The 17,448-nt window shown below is 64.0% G+C and carries 13 protein-coding genes and 1 pseudogene; 10 read left to right on the top strand and 4 right to left on the bottom strand.

Annotated elements, in window-relative coordinates:
* Positions 1-3 precede the first annotated feature (3 nt).
* The 4 genes from HY028_02770 to cadR all read right to left on the bottom strand — a co-directional run bounded on the left by HY028_02770 (position 4) and on the right by cadR (position 3,233).
* Complete coding sequence (locus HY028_02770; GenBank protein ID MBI3343784.1) at positions 4-678, bottom strand: response regulator transcription factor; 675 nt, start codon at positions 676-678, stop codon at positions 4-6.
* A gap of 19 nt (positions 679-697) precedes the next feature.
* The gene (locus HY028_02765; protein MBI3343783.1) at positions 698-1,492 is read right to left on the bottom strand and encodes a hypothetical protein; all 795 of its coding nucleotides are present in this window, start codon (positions 1,490-1,492) and stop codon (positions 698-700) included.
* Positions 1,493-1,667: 175 nt separating this feature from the next.
* Positions 1,668-2,441, bottom strand: a complete 774-nt coding sequence (locus tag HY028_02760) for a hypothetical protein (GenBank protein ID MBI3343782.1) — start codon at positions 2,439-2,441, stop codon at positions 1,668-1,670.
* Positions 2,442-2,801: 360 nt separating this feature from the next.
* Positions 2,802-3,233: a Cd(II)/Pb(II)-responsive transcriptional regulator gene (cadR, locus tag HY028_02755; GenBank protein ID MBI3343781.1), complete on the bottom strand. Its 432-nt coding sequence runs from the start codon at positions 3,231-3,233 to the stop codon at positions 2,802-2,804.
* Positions 3,234-3,539: 306 nt separating this feature from the next.
* Here cadR and HY028_02750 point away from each other — a divergent pair, with 306 nt between their 5' ends.
* The 10 genes and pseudogenes from HY028_02750 to HY028_02705 all read left to right on the top strand — a co-directional run bounded on the left by HY028_02750 (position 3,540) and on the right by HY028_02705 (position 17,440).
* Entirely contained in the window at positions 3,540-5,603 is a 2,064-nt protein-coding gene (locus HY028_02750; GenBank protein ID MBI3343780.1) for a heavy metal translocating P-type ATPase, read from the top strand.
* Between the two features lie 159 nt (positions 5,604-5,762).
* Positions 5,763-7,172, top strand: a complete 1,410-nt coding sequence (locus tag HY028_02745; GenBank protein MBI3343779.1) for a TolC family protein — start codon at positions 5,763-5,765, stop codon at positions 7,170-7,172.
* Between the two features lie 251 nt (positions 7,173-7,423).
* Positions 7,424-8,206 carry an efflux RND transporter periplasmic adaptor subunit gene (locus HY028_02740; GenBank protein MBI3343778.1) on the top strand — a complete coding sequence of 261 codons (783 nt, stop codon included), beginning with the start codon at positions 7,424-7,426 and terminating at the stop codon, positions 8,204-8,206.
* The gene (locus tag HY028_02735; GenBank protein MBI3343777.1) at positions 8,206-11,319 is read left to right on the top strand and encodes an efflux RND transporter permease subunit; all 3,114 of its coding nucleotides are present in this window, start codon (positions 8,206-8,208) and stop codon (positions 11,317-11,319) included. Before HY028_02740 ends, HY028_02735 begins: the two co-directional genes overlap by 1 nt.
* 35 nt (positions 11,320-11,354) lie before the next feature.
* Positions 11,355-12,473: a hypothetical protein gene (locus HY028_02730; GenBank protein ID MBI3343776.1), complete on the top strand. Its 1,119-nt coding sequence runs from the start codon at positions 11,355-11,357 to the stop codon at positions 12,471-12,473.
* The gene (locus HY028_02725; GenBank protein MBI3343775.1) at positions 12,446-13,303 is read left to right on the top strand and encodes a lysophospholipid acyltransferase family protein; all 858 of its coding nucleotides are present in this window, start codon (positions 12,446-12,448) and stop codon (positions 13,301-13,303) included. The genes HY028_02730 and HY028_02725 overlap by 28 nt, the downstream gene beginning before the upstream one ends.
* Before the next feature lie 5 nt (positions 13,304-13,308).
* Positions 13,309-13,836 (top strand): dual specificity protein phosphatase family protein, encoded by a 528-nt coding sequence (locus HY028_02720; protein MBI3343774.1) that lies wholly within the window; start codon positions 13,309-13,311, stop codon positions 13,834-13,836.
* A complete protein-coding gene (locus HY028_02715) occupies positions 13,833-16,280 on the top strand; it encodes a cation-transporting P-type ATPase (protein ID MBI3343773.1) in 2,448 nt (815 codons plus the stop codon). Before HY028_02720 ends, HY028_02715 begins: the two co-directional genes overlap by 4 nt.
* A 78-nt stretch (positions 16,281-16,358) precedes the next feature.
* Positions 16,359-16,902, top strand: a pseudogene (locus HY028_02710) (HAD-IC family P-type ATPase).
* Positions 16,903-16,996: 94 nt separating this feature from the next.
* On the top strand, positions 16,997-17,440 hold the full coding sequence (locus tag HY028_02705; protein ID MBI3343772.1) for a universal stress protein: 444 nt from the start codon (positions 16,997-16,999) through the stop codon (positions 17,438-17,440).
* Positions 17,441-17,448 lie beyond the last annotated feature (8 nt).

Genomic DNA, 17,448 nt, shown 5'->3' with positions numbered 1-17,448 from the left:
TTGTTATTTCTCCGCCGTATCTTGCCGCGCCACCATCCAGCCCGCACCGCGCACGTTCTTGATGACATCGGCGCCGAGTTTCCTGCGCACGCCGTGGATCAGGAAATCCACGGCGTTGCTCTCCACCTCCTCATTCCAGCCGTAAATCCGCTCCTCCAGCTCAGCGCGAGTGAGGATCGCGCCCGGGCGCAAGAGCAGCGCATGCAACAAGGCGAACTCCCGCGCGCTGAGCAGTTCCACGACATCGCCGCAGCGAGCCTCCCTTGTTGCCGGGTCGAGGCTGATCTTGCCGTTGGTCAATACCGGCGCGGCCTGTCCGCCCTGGCGGCGGATGACCGCCCGGAGACGAGCCAGCAATTCGTTGACATCGAACGGCTTCACCAGATAGTCGTCGGCCCCGAAATCAAGCCCTTTGATCCTGTCATCCACGCCGTCGCGGGCGGTAATGACGATGACCGGCGCCGCGTTGCCCTCTTGCCGCAGCCGCCGCAGCACTTCCAGTCCATCGCGTTTGGGCAGGCCCAAGTCGAGCAAGACGGCCTGATGCTCGCCGTGACGCAATGCGTTGTCGGCGGCAGCGCCGTCCGTCACCCAGTCCACGGCGTAGGCGGCATCCTTGAGGGCCATTGACACCGCCTCACCGATCATCGGGTCGTCTTCGACCAGCAGGATGCGCATCGTCCCGTCTCCTCACCCTTCATTCACTACCCAGCGAGACATTATTACTTGAACGTCGAGGCTCATGCCGGGCCGGCCGCTGCCGGAACAGAGCGATGCACAGAAGGATGAATGCCAGCAGCACCGCCGATGCGGTATAGCGGCTCAAGGCCAGCCCACCGGATGCGATGGGCTTGTCCAGAAAATCCCCCACCACCGCGCCCAGCGGACGGGTCAGGATGAAGGCCGCCCAGAACAACACCGTGTGGGAAATCCGGGTCCAAAGGTAAGCAGAGACGACGATCAACAGCAAGGCGCCGAACACGATGGCGCCTCCCCCGTAGCCGAGCCCAGCCGTGTCAGCTGTCCAGTCGCCCAACGCAGTGCCGAGGGTCTGGGAAAACATGATGGTCACCCAGTAGAACATTTCCGATTTCGGCGATCCGACGCTATCCACCGAGACGGAACCCAGCGTCTTGTACCAGATCGCCAGGGATGCCATCAGCAGCACGAACAGCAGGGTCGCTCCGCCCATGTAGCCAATCCCAAGGGAGCGGTCGGCGAAGTCCGCCAGCGTCGTACCGACGGTGGTGGTGGCGATGATGGTCGTCCAATACAGAAGCGGATGAAAGCGCTTCGCCCTGATCTGAGCAGCCACGGCCAGGAGAAAAATCACCGCGAATATCCCCGTGCCGACTAGATAGCCGAGGTTCATCGACATCGAGACGGCATCACCGCCCGTTTCTCCCAGGGTGGTGGCCGCGATCTTGATGATCCAGAAAATCAGCGTGACCTCCGGAACCTTGCTCAATGTCTCTTTAGTCGTGTTTTTCATACGAAATCCATGTTCACTTGCGTTCATTGTCTCACCCAGCCTTTCTCAATCAACCCGGAAAATATGCACCGGTAAGGGCGTTGCAGGCAGCATACCACCGGCGCAACGAAGCGGCGCTCTTCGCCAAGGATGGGCCAGGCGCTGCCAAACGCCGGAAGTGCGAACCCCGGCATGCTCAAGCTGTCCGGGGCATCACGTCCCTGCGGGTCACACTCAGAAAAACAACCAGGCTGAGAATGGTCGCGAGAAACATCAGGCTCGTCGTCACGGTGCCCATCCCCAACCCGCCGTTCTTGATCGGCTGGGACAGCCAATCGCCACAGGAGGCGCCCAGGGGACGCGTCAGCACGTAGGCGAACCAGAAAGCCAGGACGGCATTGGCCTTGAGCCCGGAATAAGCCACAGTGACGGCGGCGATCATCGCGCCAAACACGAGGGCCGAATGGGCGTAGCCGAGTTTCATGCTCTCGGCGACGAGGTCTCCCGCCGCGGTGCCCAGGGCAAACGTGAACAGGATGGCCGCCCAGTAGAACAGCTCGCGCTTGGTCGTGAAGATGGAGTGGATCGACAGCGTTTTCTCGCTGGCGTACCAGAGGGCGAACGTCGCCAGCAGGGCCAGGCCGAATACCGCCGTGGCTGTTTCCAGTGCGACGCCGAAGTTATCCACCAGGTTGTTGGTGACGAGGGTGCCGACGATGCTGATCAGCACGACGTTAACCCAGTATAGCCACGGGACGTATTTCTTGGCCCGCAGCTGCATAAGCAGGGAAACCGACAGCAGGAAGGCCATGACGACGGATGTCCCGGTCAGCCCGAATTTCAGGTTGAAGCTGAGGAAGTCGGCCCCGGTTTCGCCGACAGTGGTGGCCATGATCTTGATGATCCAGAAGTAAAGCGTGACTTCCGGCACTTTGTTCAGCATGTGCAATGCGTCTTCGCGCGTAAGCATTTTAATTTTGATTCTCCTGGGGTTCACGATAATTTCAGGTCACGCGGACACTCGCGTGACGGGAAAGATAGCAATCGAGAATTAGCCAGGAATTAGCGGCCGCCGACTCGGAGCGATCCGGTACCTCTGGTCAGCGAAGCTGCCGGGGACGGAATCCATTTCCACCACCAGACAGCGCAGCAATCTCGTGATCGGGTGCGCGGCCCGCTTACGGCCTCGGTTGTTGTCGCCTGATCGCGGCACGGCTGTCACGCTGACGTTTCCTACCTAATCAGCGCTACCTGAACCCAGCTCGAACGCACGCTGCGCGCGTTTTGGGGGCAGCTCACGAAACAGAAAAAATCGTACGCTAAGCCTTGTTCACCCGACATGGGTATGCCGTTTATGCCGTGGTTCTGTTTTCATTGATGCTAGCCCCTGCAAGATGCCGCATGCATCCACGGCTTGCTCTCTTTGACAGCACTGACGCAACTCGCTGAGCTGCTGCTTGAGCTGGGACAGCTCAGCGATACGCACATCAACGTGGGCGATGTGCTCATCCAATAGTTGATTGACGCCGCCACAATCACCGGCAGGCTGGTCCATCAGACCCAGCAGCGCACGGATTTCCTCATGCGTCATATCCAAAGCACGACAGCTGCGAATGAAGCGGAGACGCTCGACGTGGTAATCGCCATAGCTACGGTAGTTGGCTGCCGTCCGTGCTGGTGCGGGCAGCAACCCTTCCTTTTCGTAGTAACGCACGGTTTCCACCGTGCACTGCGCCACCAGGGCAAGTTCACCGATTTTCATGGGGAGGCTCCAAAACGCTTGACCCTATAGTAACTTCAGGGTGTGAAATGCGCAATATTCAGACGATTGGAACGCGCCATGCTCTATCGCCCCGTAAAAACTACCCATGCTCACCACACTTGCGGCCACGACCATTCCCACGCTCACGACGATTTGCACTCTCATCACGATCGTGGGCATTCGCACGGCCATGGTCATGAGTGCTGCGCTGCCGATCCGTTACAAGCGATGCCATCAGACGACACGCGTCCAATCTCGGCCAATATTCCGGCCGGCTGCACACTCACTCGTCTACGCGTTGCCCAGATGGATTGCCCAACCGAGGAAGCGTTGATCCGCAATAAGCTGGGTGGCATGGCCGCAGTGCAAGGGCTGGAATTCAACCTCATGCAGCGAGTGCTGACCGTTGTTCATCGGAACGACACGCTACCCGCCGTTGAGGCGGCCATCCGCGACTTGGGCATGAGTACCGAGCCGATGGAGACAAGCAGCCAAGGCGGCGCGCCACCGAGGCGGTCGGTAAGCCCTTGGTGGCCGTTGGCACTGGCCGGCGTGGCCGCTCTGGGTGCGGAAACCATCCATTGGATTGGCTTGCCAGAATGGTTGGCAGCACTCCTGGCACTTGTTGCCATCATCATCAGCGGCATGGGCACTTATCAAAAGGGCTGGATCGCATTGCGCCACGGCAATCTCAATATCAATGCCCTTATGAGCATTGCCGTGACTGGTGCGGTATTGCTGCGGCAGTGGCCGGAAGCGGCAATGGTCATGGTTCTGTTCACTCTTGCCGAGTTGATCGAAGCGAAGTCGCTTGATCGGGCACGCAATGCCATCCGCAGTTTGGTGCAGCTCACGCCTGAGCTGGCAACAGTGCAGCAGGCGGACGGCAAATGGGCAGATATGCCGGCCAAGGCTGTTGCCATCGGCCAAATCGTGCGGGTCAAACCGGGTGAGCGCGTCGCCCTCGATGGCGTGGTGACGGCTGGGCGGTCGAGCATCAACCAAGCTCCCATTACTGGCGAGAGCTTGCCGGTTGAGAAATCGACTGGCGACAGTGTGTTCGCCGGGACAATCAACGAATCTGGCTCATTTGAATTCCGGGTCACTGCGGAATCCACGCATTCGACCCTAGCACGTATCATTCATGCGGTCGAAGAAGCTCAAGGCGCACGTGCGCCAACCCAGCGCTTCGTCGATCAGTTCGCCAAGGTCTACACGCCAGCAGTGTTTGCCTTCGCCTTAGCAGTGGCCCTTGTGCCGCCGCTTCTGCTTGGTGGAGGCTGGCACGATTGGATATACCGGGCGCTGGTTCTGCTGGTCATTGCCTGTCCGTGCGCCCTGGTTATTTCGACTCCCATCACCATTGTCAGCGGTCTGGCCGCAGCGGCCCGCCACGGCATTTTGGTCAAGGGCGGTGTTTATCTCGAAGAAGGCCACAAGCTCGCATGGCTGGCATTCGACAAGACCGGCACCATCACGCACGGCAAACCGGCGTTGACCGATACTGTCTTGCCGGAGCAATCGACCGGACTGGATGCTGTTCGCATTGCGACCAGTCTCGCCGCACGCTCCGACCACCCTGTCTCCCACGCCATAGCCATAGCCGGACAGCAGAACGGCACCGTCCTCTTTGATGTGGCCGACTTCGCCGCCATTCCAGGGCGAGGCGTGCGCGGAACGGTTGGCGGCGTGTCGTACCAGCTTGGCAACCATCGGCTGATCCATGAGCTCGGTGTGTGCACGCCTCTCTTGGAGGCAAAGCTCGGCGAATTGGAAGAGCAAGGAAAGACGGTCATTTCGCTTACCGATGGCGAGCGCGTGCTCGTCCTGTTTGCAGTAGCCGATACGGTCAAGGACAGCAGCCGCGCCGCGATCCGGGCGCTACATGAGTTGGGCATTAAAACAGTCATGCTAACCGGCGACAACGCGCATACCGCGCGAGCCATCGCGGCCCAGGTTCAAATTGACGAAGCCTTGGGCGATCAACTGCCAGAGGACAAGCTGCGCGCAATCGAAGGCTACGCGCAGAGCGGCAAGGTCGGCATGGTGGGCGACGGCATCAACGATGCACCCGCCCTGGCGCGAGCCGACATCGGCTTTGCCATGGGCGCGGCTGGCACCGATACGGCTATCGAGACTGCTGACGTGGCGCTGATGGACGATGACCTGAACAAGATTGCGCGCTTTGTTCGCCTGTCGCGCACCACCCGAACGGTACTGGTACAGAACATCACGCTGGCATTGGGCATCAAGGCCGTGTTTCTAGTGCTCACGTTATTGGGCATGGGCACGATGTGGATGGCGGTATTCGCGGATATGGGAGCGAGTCTTCTGGTGGTTGCTAACGGTCTAAGGCTTGTGCGTCAGTAGGGGTGTCCGTTAAAAGCCGGGAAGTCCATTTCGCGTTCGGGTCCACCGTGAAAATGACCAAACGGACAGGTTGCCGTCATCTTCCCGTTCCTCCTCCATCTCTATCATTCCCAGCTCGAATAGAACTTGCGGACCATCGGTACGTGGAGAAAGGAGACCATGAAACGCCTGTCGATTGCCTGCCTGGTACTGTTGCTCGCCGGCTGCGCCACTTATACGGCCAAGCCGATCAATCCGGGTACGCAGCAAACTGCTGTCGAATCGCGGCGCCTGGACGCGCCGGACGTCAGGCAATTCTTCGAGAGCAGTCTGGGTCATGACACCGCCTGGCCGCCGAAATCCTGGGACCTCGACACACTCACCCTGGCCGCCCTCCACTACCACCCCGACCTCGATCGCGCCCAAGCCCGGAGACTGGCGGCGGAAGCCGCCATCGTCACGGCGGGCGGACGACCGAATCCAACGGCCGGCGTATCGTTCCAACGCAACATGGATGCGGCGGCGGGGCAGTCGCCGTGGACCTACGGGCTGGGCTTCGCTATCCCGATCGAAACTGCGGGCAAGCGTGATTACCGCATCGAAACCGCACAACGCCTCGCCCAGGCCGCCAAGCTGCGGGAAGCCGAAACGGTATGGCAAGTGCGCAGCCGCGTGCGGGCCGATCTTCTGGCGGCCTACCCGACCGAGGCCCTGGTGCGCCGTCAGCGCGACCTCCAGGCGGAGATCACCCGCATGCTGGAGCGCCGCTTTGCCGTGGGCTACGCATCACAACCCGAGTTGACCCAGGCGCGCCTTGCATTCAACCAGGCCGTGCTGGCCCTGCGGCGGAACCAGAAGCAGGTCGCGGAAAACCTCGCGCGGCTCGCTGCGGCTATTGGCGTTCCCGCCGTAGCCCTCGACGGTGCGGCCATCTCCTTCGATTCCTTCGAGCAACTGCCGCCGGTCGCTGCATTACCACCGGTGGAAGCTCGGCGCGAAGCCCTGTTGAGCCGGCCGGATGTGCTTGCAGCCCTGGCCGAGTACGAGGCCAGCCAATCCGCGCTGCAACTGGAAATCGCCAAGCAATACCCTGACATCTCGCTCGGCCCCGGCTACCTCTGGGATGCCGGCCAGGTGAAATGGTCCCTCGGCCTCTCCCTCGTGCTGCCGCTGCTGAACCGCAACGAAGGCCCCATCGCTGAGGCCAAAGCGCGCCGCGAGGAAGCAGCCACGGCCTTCTTGGCTGTTCAAGCCATGGCGATCGCCAAAGTGGACGAGGCATTGGCGGGCTACGGTCGTGCCATCCAGATGTTCGAGACCGCCGACGCCTTGCTACAGGATCAGCAGAAGAACGAGCGCGCCGTCGCCACGGCCTTCAAGGCGGGTGAGGCAGACCGGCTGGCGTGGCTGTCCGCCCAATACCAAACGGTAACGGCCGAACTGGCGCGCATCAATGCCTTATCCCAGGCGCAACAGTCCCTGGGGCGCCTGGAGGATGCGCTGCGCCGGCCGATCGGCGCCAACGCGCTCGCCGTCACGGCGGAGCAGGTGATCGAGTCGAAATCACATCGAGACGGAGAACGGCCATGAGAAAAAAAACCTTCATCTTGCTCGGGATCGGGGCGGCCGTGGCCGGTTTGGCCATCTGGAGCTTCGTCGAGGGCCGCAAGGAACTCGCTCAGGAGCAGGCGCGGGAAAGGCCCGTCTCGGCGCCGTCGCGCGTGGTCTCCCAGGAGGACGGCACCACAGTGACGTTCGATCCGCAGACGCAGAAACTGGCGGACATCGGCGTCGCCGCCGTAGAACAGACGACCCGCCGCGGGGAAACTGCAGCCCTGGCCATGGTCCTGTCACCTCAAGCGTTGACCGATCTTCGCAATCGTTACGTAGCAGCGGCGGCGCTGGCCGACAAAGCCGTGGCGGCGCTGGCAGCGTCGCGCCGCGAGTATGAACGGCTCAAGGCACTGCACGGCGACGACCGGAATATTTCGGACAAGGCATTGCAGGCCGCCGAAGCTGCCTGGCGCAGCGACCAGGCAGCCGAACGGTCGGCGCAGGCGGCCGTCAACGCAATCAGGCAGGAAAGCCGGCAGACCTGGGGCGCGGTGCTGACGGCGGCCATCGTAAATGACATGCCGCTGTTCCAACGCCTGGCGATGCAGAAAGAGATGCTGTTGCGAATCGCCGCACCCTCAGGCAGCCGTCTGCCGGTGCCGCCGGGCAAGGTGAGCGTAGCCGGTGATGACGGCGTCTTGAGAACGGCGGAGCTGATCTCGCCTTCGCCGCAGACCGACCCGCGTATCCAGGGCCCCGCCTTTTTCTATGCGGCAGCGGCCGAAGGCTTGCTGCCGGGAACCACGCTCACTGCCCGCCTGCCCATCGGGCCGCAGGAGACCGGGGTGACGATTCCGGCAGCCGCCGTGGTTTCGTGGCAAGGCAAGATGTGGTATTACGTCGAAAGCGCGCCGGGCAGGTTCGTGCGCCACGAGCTGACGGGCGCGGTGCCGGTCGCCGGGGGCTGGTTCGCGCCGCGCCTTGCGGCGATGCGCATCGTGGTGCGCGGCGCCCAGACGCTCCTCTCGGAAGAGTTGCGCGGCCAAGTGCAAACCGGCGAGGGGGACTAATGGAACCATCTCCCCGCCGCGGCCTGCTAGCCGGCATCATCGGTTTTTCGCTGCGCTACCACGGCGGCGTCATCGCCCTCGCGCTGCTGCTCGCCGGTTACGGTCTCTATGCGCTGACCGGCGCCAGTTACGACGTCTTCCCGGAGTTCGCCCCGCCCCAGGTATCGATCCAGACCGAAGCGCCGGGCCTCGCGCCGGAACAGGTCGAGGTATTGGTGACCCAGCCCATCGAGAATGCCGTGAACGGCGTGCCGGGCGTACAAGCTTTACGCTCCCGGTCGATCCAGGGGCTGTCGGTTATTACTGCCACCTTCGATCCCAAGAGCGATGTCTATCGCGACCGGCAGAACATGGCCGAGCGCCTCACCGAGCTGGCCACGCGGATGCCCAGCGGGGTGCAGGCCCCGGCGATGTCTCCGCTGACATCGTCCACCAGCGTGGCTTTGGTGATCGGGCTCACCTCGCAGCAGCGGTCGCTCATGGAGTTGCGCACGCTCGCCGACTGGACGCTCAAGCCGCGCCTGCTCGCCGTTCCCGGCGTGTCCAAGGTGGCGGTCTTCGGCGGCGAGGTGAAGGAATACCAGATCCAGGTCGACGCGAACCGGCTCGTCAAGTACGGGCTCGCCCTCGGCGATATCCTCGATGTCGCGCGGCGCGCCACCGGGGTACGCGGCGCCGGATTCATCGATAACCCCAACCAGCGCATCGTCCTGCAAACCTATGGCCAGTCCCTGAGCGCCGAACGACTCGCGCGCACCGTGTTGCGCCAGCACGATGGCGCCAACCTGACCCTGGCTGATGTTGCTGAGGTCAGGGCGGCGCCCGAGCCGCCCATTGGCGCGGCGACGGTCGACGGCGTGCCGGGCGTGCAGTTAGTGATCTCCGGGCAATACGGGGCCAATACCCTGGCCGTCACCCAAGCGGTGGAGCGCTCGCTGACCGAACTGCGCCCGGCGCTGGCCGCCGAACAGATCGCGCTGCATGCCGGCGTGTTCCGGCCCGCCAACTTCATCGAGACCGCCACCCGCAACCCCCGCCACTCGCTCGCTTTCGGCGGACTGCTGGTCGTGGCGGTGGTGGTGCTGTTCCTGTTCAACTGGCGCACCTCGGCCATCGCCCTGGCCGCCATCCCGCTGTCGCTGCTCGCCGCGGTCACCGTGATGAGCCAGCAGGGTTTCAGTCTCAACACCATGACCCTCGGTGGACTCGCGATCAGCATCGGGCTTCTGGTGGACGATGCGATTATCGTCGTGGAAAACGTCTATCGGCGGCTGCGGGAAAACAGGCACGCGCCGGAGCCGGCGCCGGTTGCGCAGGGGGTGCTCGATGCCGCCCTGGAGGTGCGCAGCGCCGTCGTGTACGCGACTCTGGCCATTGCCCTGGTTTTTCTGCCGATACTTACGCTGCCGGGCCTGGCCGGCCGGCTGTTTTCGCCGCTGGCGATCGCCTACCTGCTGGCGACGCTGGCGTCGCTGCTGGTGGCCGTCACGCTCACCCCTGCGCTTTGCCTCGCGATCCTGCCGCAGAGCGCTTTGCCCGAGCGCGACGCCCCCGTCGCCCGCTGGCTGAAGGAAAACTACCGGGCGTTGATCGCCGGGGTCGAGCGCCGCTATCGCCTGGTGATCGCGGTGGTGACGCTGGCGACGCTGGCGGGCCTCGCGGCTTTGCCTTTCTTCGGCGGAAGCTTCCTGCCGGAGTTGAAGGAAGGACACTACATCGTCCACATGTCGGCGATCCCGGGAACCTCGCTCGCCGAGTCGTTGCGCCTCGGCCGCCAGGCGACGGCCGAGTTGCTGCGGCTGCCCTTCGTGCGCGCGGTCAGCCAGCGGGTCGGGCGGGCAGAAAAGGCAGATGATACCAATGGCACCCACTACAGCGAATTCGAGGTCGATCTCAAACCCCTGTCCGGAGCGGCGGCCGAGTTCGCCCAGGCCGACCTCCGCAATGCCCTGGCATCCATCCCCGGCGCCAACTTTGCGGTGAAAACCTTCCTGACCGAGCGGGTGGAGGAAACCCTGTCCGGCTACACCGCTTCGGTGGTCGTCAACGTCTACGGCGACGACCTCGACACCCTCGACGCCGAAGCCCGGCATGTCGCGCAAACGCTGCGCCAGGCGCCCGGCGCCGCCGAGGTCCAGATCCCGTCGCCGCCCGGCACCCCGCAGATCGGAATCCGGTTGCGCTCCGAGGCGCTGGCGCGCTGGGGTTTCGATGCAGTGGACGTGCTCGACGCCGTGCAGACCGCCTTTCAGGGGTCCATAGCGGGCCAGGTCTATGACGGCAACCGTGTGTTCAACGTAAACGTCATCCTGTCGCCGTCCGGGCGCGCCAGTATCGCCGACATTCAAGCGCTGCCGCTGCACAATGCGGCGGGTGCCGTCATGCGCCTCGATCAGCTTGCCGATGTCTATGCCACTGCGGGGCGTTATGCCGTGCTGCACAACGCCGCCCGGCGGGTGCAGACCGTAACGGCCAACGTCGCCGGCCGGGACGTGGTCTCCTTCGTCGCGGCGGCGAAGCAGCGCATCGCTCAGGACGTCCGCCTGGCGCCGGGCAACTACGTGGAGTTCGGCGGCACTGCCGTGGCCCAGGCGGCGTCGGTCCGCGATCTGATCGTCCATTCGGTGATCGCCGCCGCCGCCATCGGCTTGATGCTGTGGATGGTGCTTGGACACGCGCGCAATCTCGCCTTGGTGCTGCTCAATCTTCCCTTCGCCCTCGCCGGCGGCGTGCTCGCCGTGTTCGCCACGGGAGGAGGCGTCTCCCTCGGATCATTAGTGGGATTTGTTACACTCTTTGGCATCACCCTGCGCAACTCCGTGATGCTGCTTTCCCACTATGAGCATCTGGTCGCCGTCGAAGGCATGAGCTGGGGGCCTGAAGCGGCCGTGCGCGGTGCGATGGAACGGCTGACGCCGATCCTGATGACGGCGCTCGCCACTGCCTTGGGCCTGCTGCCGCTCGCCCTCGGCAGCGGCGATCCGGGGCGGGAGATTGAAGGGCCGATGGCGCTGGTGATTCTGGGCGGGCTCTTTACCTCCACCGCGCTCAACCTGCTGGTCATGCCGAGCTTGGCGTTGCGGTACGCGAGGTTCGCAGCGGAACGAGATTGAAACGTACGGCTGTTCGTGAAGCGTGCGGGGGAACAATGATCAAGGTGCTTATCTTCACGGCTCCTTACGGAGAAGGACACCGCAGCGCGACAGAGGCGCTGGCATCCCATCTCCGGGAACATTATCCGACGCGCGTGCAGGTGCAGGTCGTAGATTACTTCGAGACCTTTACCCCGGCTGTGGCGTGGATTTCAGCCTACCTGTACCGGAGGGTCACGACGTACTGGCCATGGGCGTGGGGCGCGTTTTTCGCCATGACCGACCGGCTGTCCGCTTCCCGGGCTTCCCGGCTGCTCAACCTGATGGCGCTTGGAAAGGCGCGCAGGTTTCTCCGCGCTCACCGCCCCGACATCGTTATTTCCACCTATCCGATCTGCGGGCAGGTCGCTTCGGAACTCCAACGTGAAATGGGCCATCTGTCCGCGACGGTCGTCACGGACTTTGGTGTCCACAGCCAGTGGGTGCATCCCGCCACCGATCTCTACTTCGTCGGCGCGGATGCAGTCAAGGAGGCCGTCATCGGCAAAGGGATATCCCGGGAGCGGATCGAAGTGACCGGAATTCCAGTCAGGGCTTCCTTCTCCTTGCCGGTTGACCGGGAAAAGGCGAGAAGCAAACACCGAATGTCAGGCGCCCCTGTTTTTCTGCTGAGCGGCGGCGGTTGGGGAATGGCTTATATCGAAACGCTTAGCCGACGCCTCGCCCCTTTGCCCATTCAACTGCTCGTCCTTTGCGGCAAGAACGCACATTTGCTCTCCCGCATCGAACGGCTTTCCCAACACTTTCCCAACATCCTCCCCTTGGGTTTCGTGCCCGATCGGATGGTCGAGCTGTTGTCCCTATCCGATCTCATGATTGGGAAGGCCGGAGGTTTAACGGTTTCGGAAGCGCTTTGCACGGGGCTGCCCATGCTGCTTTACCGGCCGATACCCGGACAGGAGGTTTTCAATGCCGATTTCCTGGTCAACGAGGGCGCCGCCCTTTGGGCAAGGGACGAGGCCGACTTGGTGTCCAAGGCGGCATTTCTCGCGAGGCGGCCGGACCGGCTCGCGCAGCTTCGGGAAAACGCCGCGCGGCTGGGAAGGCCGCGCGCAGCGGAGGAAGTCTGCGAAAAGACGCTGGAAAAATGGCAAGCGCTTTCTGGCCGTACGTAAGGGGGCTGCCATTCTTTGCCCTCATCTGGTTCCTCGCCTTCATGGCGAGACACCTGCCGTACACGTGGGTAAAGCGCGCTTGTCTGGCACTGGGAGCCCTCTATTACCATGTGGCGTTCCGCTGGCGCGCGCTCTGGTTGGCCCGCTTAAGAGCTTGCGGCTTGTCCGGAAGGGAAGACGAAATTTTGTTCAAGAAGTTTCAAAACTATATCCTGAATCTGGCTGAGATCGCGCGGATCGCCTCCTTTCGCCGGGAGAATTTCCGCATTTACGGAAGAAAACATCTCCGGGCCTCTGCCCTCCAGGGCAAGGGCGGCGCCGTCCTTGTCTCCATTCACATGGGAAATTGGGAGTTGGCCGGCGCAGGTCTTGCCTTGTATGGGTTCCCCGCGACGACGGTGGCTTGGCGGTCGAAGAATCCGTACATCGAATCCATGCAGACGCGGCGTAGACGCGCCCATGGGATCGAGACAGCCCACCCCGGGGAAGGAGCCATGGATGCGCTGCTTCGCGCGCTCCATAAAGGTGGCGTGGTCGGCATGATGCTGGATGTGAGCCTTCCCGGAAGAGGAGTAGACGTATCCTTTCTCGGCCGCGAGGTTTCCTTCTCGCCTTCGGCCCTATGGCTCGCCCTCGGCTCGGGAGCCCCCGTCCTTCCGGTGTTCTGCGTCCGGGAAGAGGATGGCCGCTGTCGGATTACCGTGCTGAGACCGTGCCGCCCAAGAGGAACGGATCATATCGGGCAGGACTTGCAGATGCTTAGCCGGACTTTCGAAAGGGTCATAATGAAATATCCAGACCAATACCATTGGCTGAAGGAGAGGGCGTGACGACCATGCTCAGGCCAACAATGCTCGCCATCGTTCTGGTGCTGGCTGTCCCCGCAGTTCTCGCCGACGAAGCGCCCTCCATCCCGAACTTCCACCAGGTCAACCGCAACCTCTTCCGCGGCGGCAGGCCGCGCGCAGAGGGGGTGCAGCAGCTTGCCCAGATGGGCGTCAGAACCATCGTCAACCTGGAACGCGGGCTTTTCGAAAAAGAGCCGAGCGAGGTCAAGAAAGAACGTGAATGGGCGCAACGGGCCGGGATGAAATTTATTCATGTCCCCCTGCACCCTTTCATCGCCCCGAGCCGGCAGCAGATCGAACAGGTTCTAGCGCTGATTACCGACCCCGCCAACCAGCCGGTCTTCGTCCACTGCGACCGGGGAAGCGACCGGACCGGCGTCGTAATCGCCGCCTACCGCATCCGCGTCGAGGGCTGGAGCGTGCAGCGCGCCTACGAGGAGATGATGCGTTATGGACATAACCGCTGGTTGATCGGTTGGAAGACCGTGCTCGAAAACTTCGGAGCCGCACGATGAATCCCAGAGCAAGCAATGGTCTCACTGCGGAGCAGGCGGCGCGGCAACTGGTTCGTCATGGTCGCAACCGCCTGTTCACGCCCGCGCCGGTGCGCTTCTGGCGCATCGCCGCGGAGGAAGTCACCGAGCCGATGATCCTGCTCCTGCTCCTGCTCGCCGTGGGTTTCTTCTATAGCCTCTGGGGTGGCTTGGGCGACGCGCTCACCATCTTCGCCATCATCCTGACGCTGGTCGCAGTCGAGGTTGGCAACGAGTTCCGCGCCAAGCGCGCCATCGCCGCGCTCGATCGCACCGCTGCACCGCGCGTACGGGTGCGGCGCGATGGCGAAGTCATTTCTGTCGACACCGAGGAGATCGTGCCGGGCGACGTGCTGGTGCTGCTGCCGGGCACGCGCGTGGCCGCCGATGCGCGCCTGACCCAGGCCATGAGCCTGGCGCTCGACGAGTCGGCCCTGACCGGGGAGTCGTTTCCGCAGGAAAAGGCCGCAGGCGAGGCAGTTTTCGCCGGCACGGTGGTGACAGGTGGGGAGGCCGAGGCCGGGGTGACGGCCACGGGCGCGGACACGCGCCTCGGGCGTATGGCGGCGGAGCTTGCGCAGGTGAAGCCGCCGAAGACACCGTTGCAGCTCGCCATGAAGGCGCTCGCCGGCAAGCTCGTGTGGGTGGCGTTGTTCTTTTCGATCGCGATCCCGCTGATCGGCTGGCTGCGCGGCGGCGACTTCCGGGAGATGGTGCTCACCGGGCTGTCGCTTGCCTTCGCCACCATCCCCGAGGAGTTGCCCATCATCATCACCATGGTGCTGGGGCTCGGTTCTTACGCGCTGTCGCGCCAGAATTTCCTGGTCAAGCGTCTGCGCGCTGCCGAGACCCTGGGCGACGCCACCGTCATCGTGACCGACAAGACCGGGACGCTCACCGAGAGCCGCCTGCACGTGGCCGCCGTCCATCCGCCGGAGCGCGAGGCGCGGGTCATCGGTGATGCGCTCGGGGCGCTGTCGGCGCACGTGCTTGATCCGCTGGAGCAGGCCGTCGTCGAACGCTCGCGCACCTTGGGCATGACGCTGCCCGCGGGCGAGATCGTGCGGCTGCGCCAGCCGGGCAACGGCCGGCGGACCAAAGCCGTGATCCGGCGCGCGGACGGGGGGCTGCGCCTGCACGTCTCCGGCGCCCCCGAGGAGGTCTTCGCGCTTTGCGAGACCGTCTCGCACGAAATGGCCGAAAGGCTCGCCGCGGAAACGGCGCTCGGGCGGCGTGTCATCGCCACGGCGACACGGGTGCTCGACGCCCGGGAGTCGGATCAGCCATTCGAGGAGCTGGAGCGGGGTCTTGAACTCGCCGGCCTGGTGAGCTTCGCCGACCCGCCGCGCCTAGGCGTGAAGGAGACGCTCGCGCGCGTCGCCACCGCCGGCATTCGCACCGTCATGATCACCGGCGACCACCCGGCTACCGCCGCCGCCATCGCCCGCGAGGTCGGCATCCCCGCCGAGCGGGTGCTGACGGGGACGGAGCTGGACCGGCTGAGCGATACGGCGTTGGCCCAGGCGGTGCGGGAGGTGTCGGTCTACGCGCGCGCCACGCCGCAACACAAACACCGTCTCGTCCAGGCGCTGCAACGCAACGGCGAGGTGGTGGCGGTGACCGGCGACGGCGTCAACGATGCGCTCGCGCTCAAGGCCGCCGACGTGGGCATCGCCATGGGGATCAAGGGCACCGACGTCGCCAAGGAGGCGGCGCAGGCGGTGCTCGCCGACGACAACTACGTCACCATCGCCCGCGGCGTGTTCGAGGGACGCAAGTTCTTCGACAACCTGCGCAAAGGCGTGGCCTACTATCTTTCCGTGAAAGTGGGCCTCATCGCCATCTTCCTGCTGCCCGTGCTGCTCGGGTTGCCGCTGCCGTTCTCGCCCATCCAGATCATCCTGCTCGAGCTGTTCATGGACCTCGCCGCCTCGGCCGGCTTCGTCACCGAGCCGGCGGAGGAAGATATCTACCGCCGCCGCCCGCGGCACGCGAGAGACGCGCTCCTCGACGCATCCACGGTGCGCGCGATCCTGCTCAAGGGCGCGCTGCTGTTCGCCGCCGTGATGGCGGCCTACGCGCTCGCCCGGAGCCAGGGGCTCGCGCCAGGCGCGGTGCAGACCTGCGCGCTCGCCGCCTGGATGGCTGGGCACGTGGTGCTCGCTTTTGTCTCGCGCTGCGACGAGGAGTGGATACTGCGGCACGGCCTGTTCACCAACCGGGTGATGAACCTTTGGGCGCTAGCGGCGCTCATGTTCCTGCTCGCCGCCGTCTACCTGCCGTTCCTGCGCCAGGCGTTGCGCTTCGAGGCCGTGCCGCTCGCGCAGCTCGGGCTCGCGGCAGGGCTGGGGGCGCTCATTGCTGCGCTGGCGGAATTCGCAAAACTGCATGCACCGAACCGGCAGACTGCGCATGACGTGCGTTGAGGGCGTGTCGCTCCTCCGCCGACCACCCGTTCGCCCTCGGCGCGGCACGCGCGGGGTAGTTGTGCTTCCGCAGAAGCGATGCAGATGACTGGCTATGTGACAGGTCTCTTGCAAACATTGTGGGCTGAATCGCGATGCATCCGGCCGTTGCCGGCGTCTTGGTCTTCGCACGCGGTCGCGCGCGAGCCCGGCATCGACGATGTTCGGGCCGATCTCAAACCGGAGGATAAGGTCACGGCCGTGCGGCAACTGGAAAAGCAATACGGCGCGGTGCTCATGGCGGGCGACGGCGTGAACAATGCCCCGGCGCTCGCCGCCGCCACCTGCAGCGTGGCCATGGATGTCGCCGGCACCGACGCCGCGATCGAGGCCGCCGACGTCGCGCTCATGGCCGACGATCTGCTCGAAGGTGGAGGAGGTTCTGCGTCTCGGTCGCCAAGCACGGCGGGTGAGTATGCAGAACATCGTCTTCTCCATTGCGATTCTTACGGCGACGATCGCGCTCGCCGTCACCGGCGTTCTCGGCGTGGCGGTGACGGTGCTGGTGCACGAGGCGAGCGAGCTGCTCGCCGTGGGGAATGGGTTGCGGACGGGGCGCGTCTCAATCAAAGGCACCGTGTAGCCTGTACGAGATGCATCGAACCGGGACGGATGGCTGGTCGCCACGGGATGATGTTAAGCTTTCGTTCTCTTGGCAGCGAACGCGGAGGCAAGCGATGTTCGGACATATCCTGGTGGCGGTGGACGGCAGCGCTACGTCGGACCTGGCCTTGCAGCAAGCCATCCGGCTGGCCAAGGAGCAGCGATCCGAGTTGCGCGTGGTGCACGTGGTTGACGAGGTCTCGCTCAACTGGCCGGAGGGCGGCGATTTCGCAGAGGTCCAGGAAACCTTTCGAAAATCCGGTCGCAAGATTCTTGAGAAGGCGGATGCCGAGATGCGCAAGGCGGCCATGACGGCGGAAACGAAGCTGCTCGAGATCGAGACCTTCGGCCATCGCGTCGCCGACATGATCGCCGCCGAGGCCGAGGCGTGGCCCGCAGACCTCATCGTCATCGGCACCCACGGCCGGCGCGGCGTGCGCCGGCTGCTCCTGGGCAGTGTCGCGGAGGGCGTGGCGCGGCTCGCTTCCAAGCCGGTGCTGCTGATCCGCGGCGGTTGAGCGCCGCG

This window comes from Gammaproteobacteria bacterium, assembly GCA_016195665.1.
Taxonomy (GTDB): domain Bacteria; phylum Pseudomonadota; class Gammaproteobacteria; order SURF-13; family SURF-13; genus JACPZD01.
The sequence above is the reverse complement of the archived record's forward strand: the minus strand, read 5'-3'. Positions and strand labels throughout refer to the sequence as shown.

Coding starts and splice junctions, on each gene's coding strand:
- HY028_02770 (MBI3343784.1), bottom strand. CDS start 678: ATGCGCATCCTGCTGGTCGAAGACGACCCGATGATCGGTGAGGCGGTG.
- HY028_02765 (MBI3343783.1), bottom strand. CDS start 1,492: ATGAAAAACACGACTAAAGAGACATTGAGCAAGGTTCCGGAGGTCACG.
- HY028_02760 (MBI3343782.1), bottom strand. CDS start 2,441: ATGCTTACGCGCGAAGACGCATTGCACATGCTGAACAAAGTGCCGGAA.
- cadR (MBI3343781.1), bottom strand. CDS start 3,233: ATGAAAATCGGTGAACTTGCCCTGGTGGCGCAGTGCACGGTGGAAACC.
- HY028_02750 (MBI3343780.1), top strand. CDS start 3,540: ATGGATTGCCCAACCGAGGAAGCGTTGATCCGCAATAAGCTGGGTGGC.
- HY028_02745 (MBI3343779.1), top strand. CDS start 5,763: ATGAAACGCCTGTCGATTGCCTGCCTGGTACTGTTGCTCGCCGGCTGC.
- HY028_02740 (MBI3343778.1), top strand. CDS start 7,424: ATGGTCCTGTCACCTCAAGCGTTGACCGATCTTCGCAATCGTTACGTA.
- HY028_02735 (MBI3343777.1), top strand. CDS start 8,206: ATGGAACCATCTCCCCGCCGCGGCCTGCTAGCCGGCATCATCGGTTTT.
- HY028_02730 (MBI3343776.1), top strand. CDS start 11,355: ATGATCAAGGTGCTTATCTTCACGGCTCCTTACGGAGAAGGACACCGC.
- HY028_02725 (MBI3343775.1), top strand. CDS start 12,446: ATGGCAAGCGCTTTCTGGCCGTACGTAAGGGGGCTGCCATTCTTTGCC.
- HY028_02720 (MBI3343774.1), top strand. CDS start 13,309: ATGCTCAGGCCAACAATGCTCGCCATCGTTCTGGTGCTGGCTGTCCCC.
- HY028_02715 (MBI3343773.1), top strand. CDS start 13,833: ATGAATCCCAGAGCAAGCAATGGTCTCACTGCGGAGCAGGCGGCGCGG.
- HY028_02705 (MBI3343772.1), top strand. CDS start 16,997: ATGTTCGGACATATCCTGGTGGCGGTGGACGGCAGCGCTACGTCGGAC.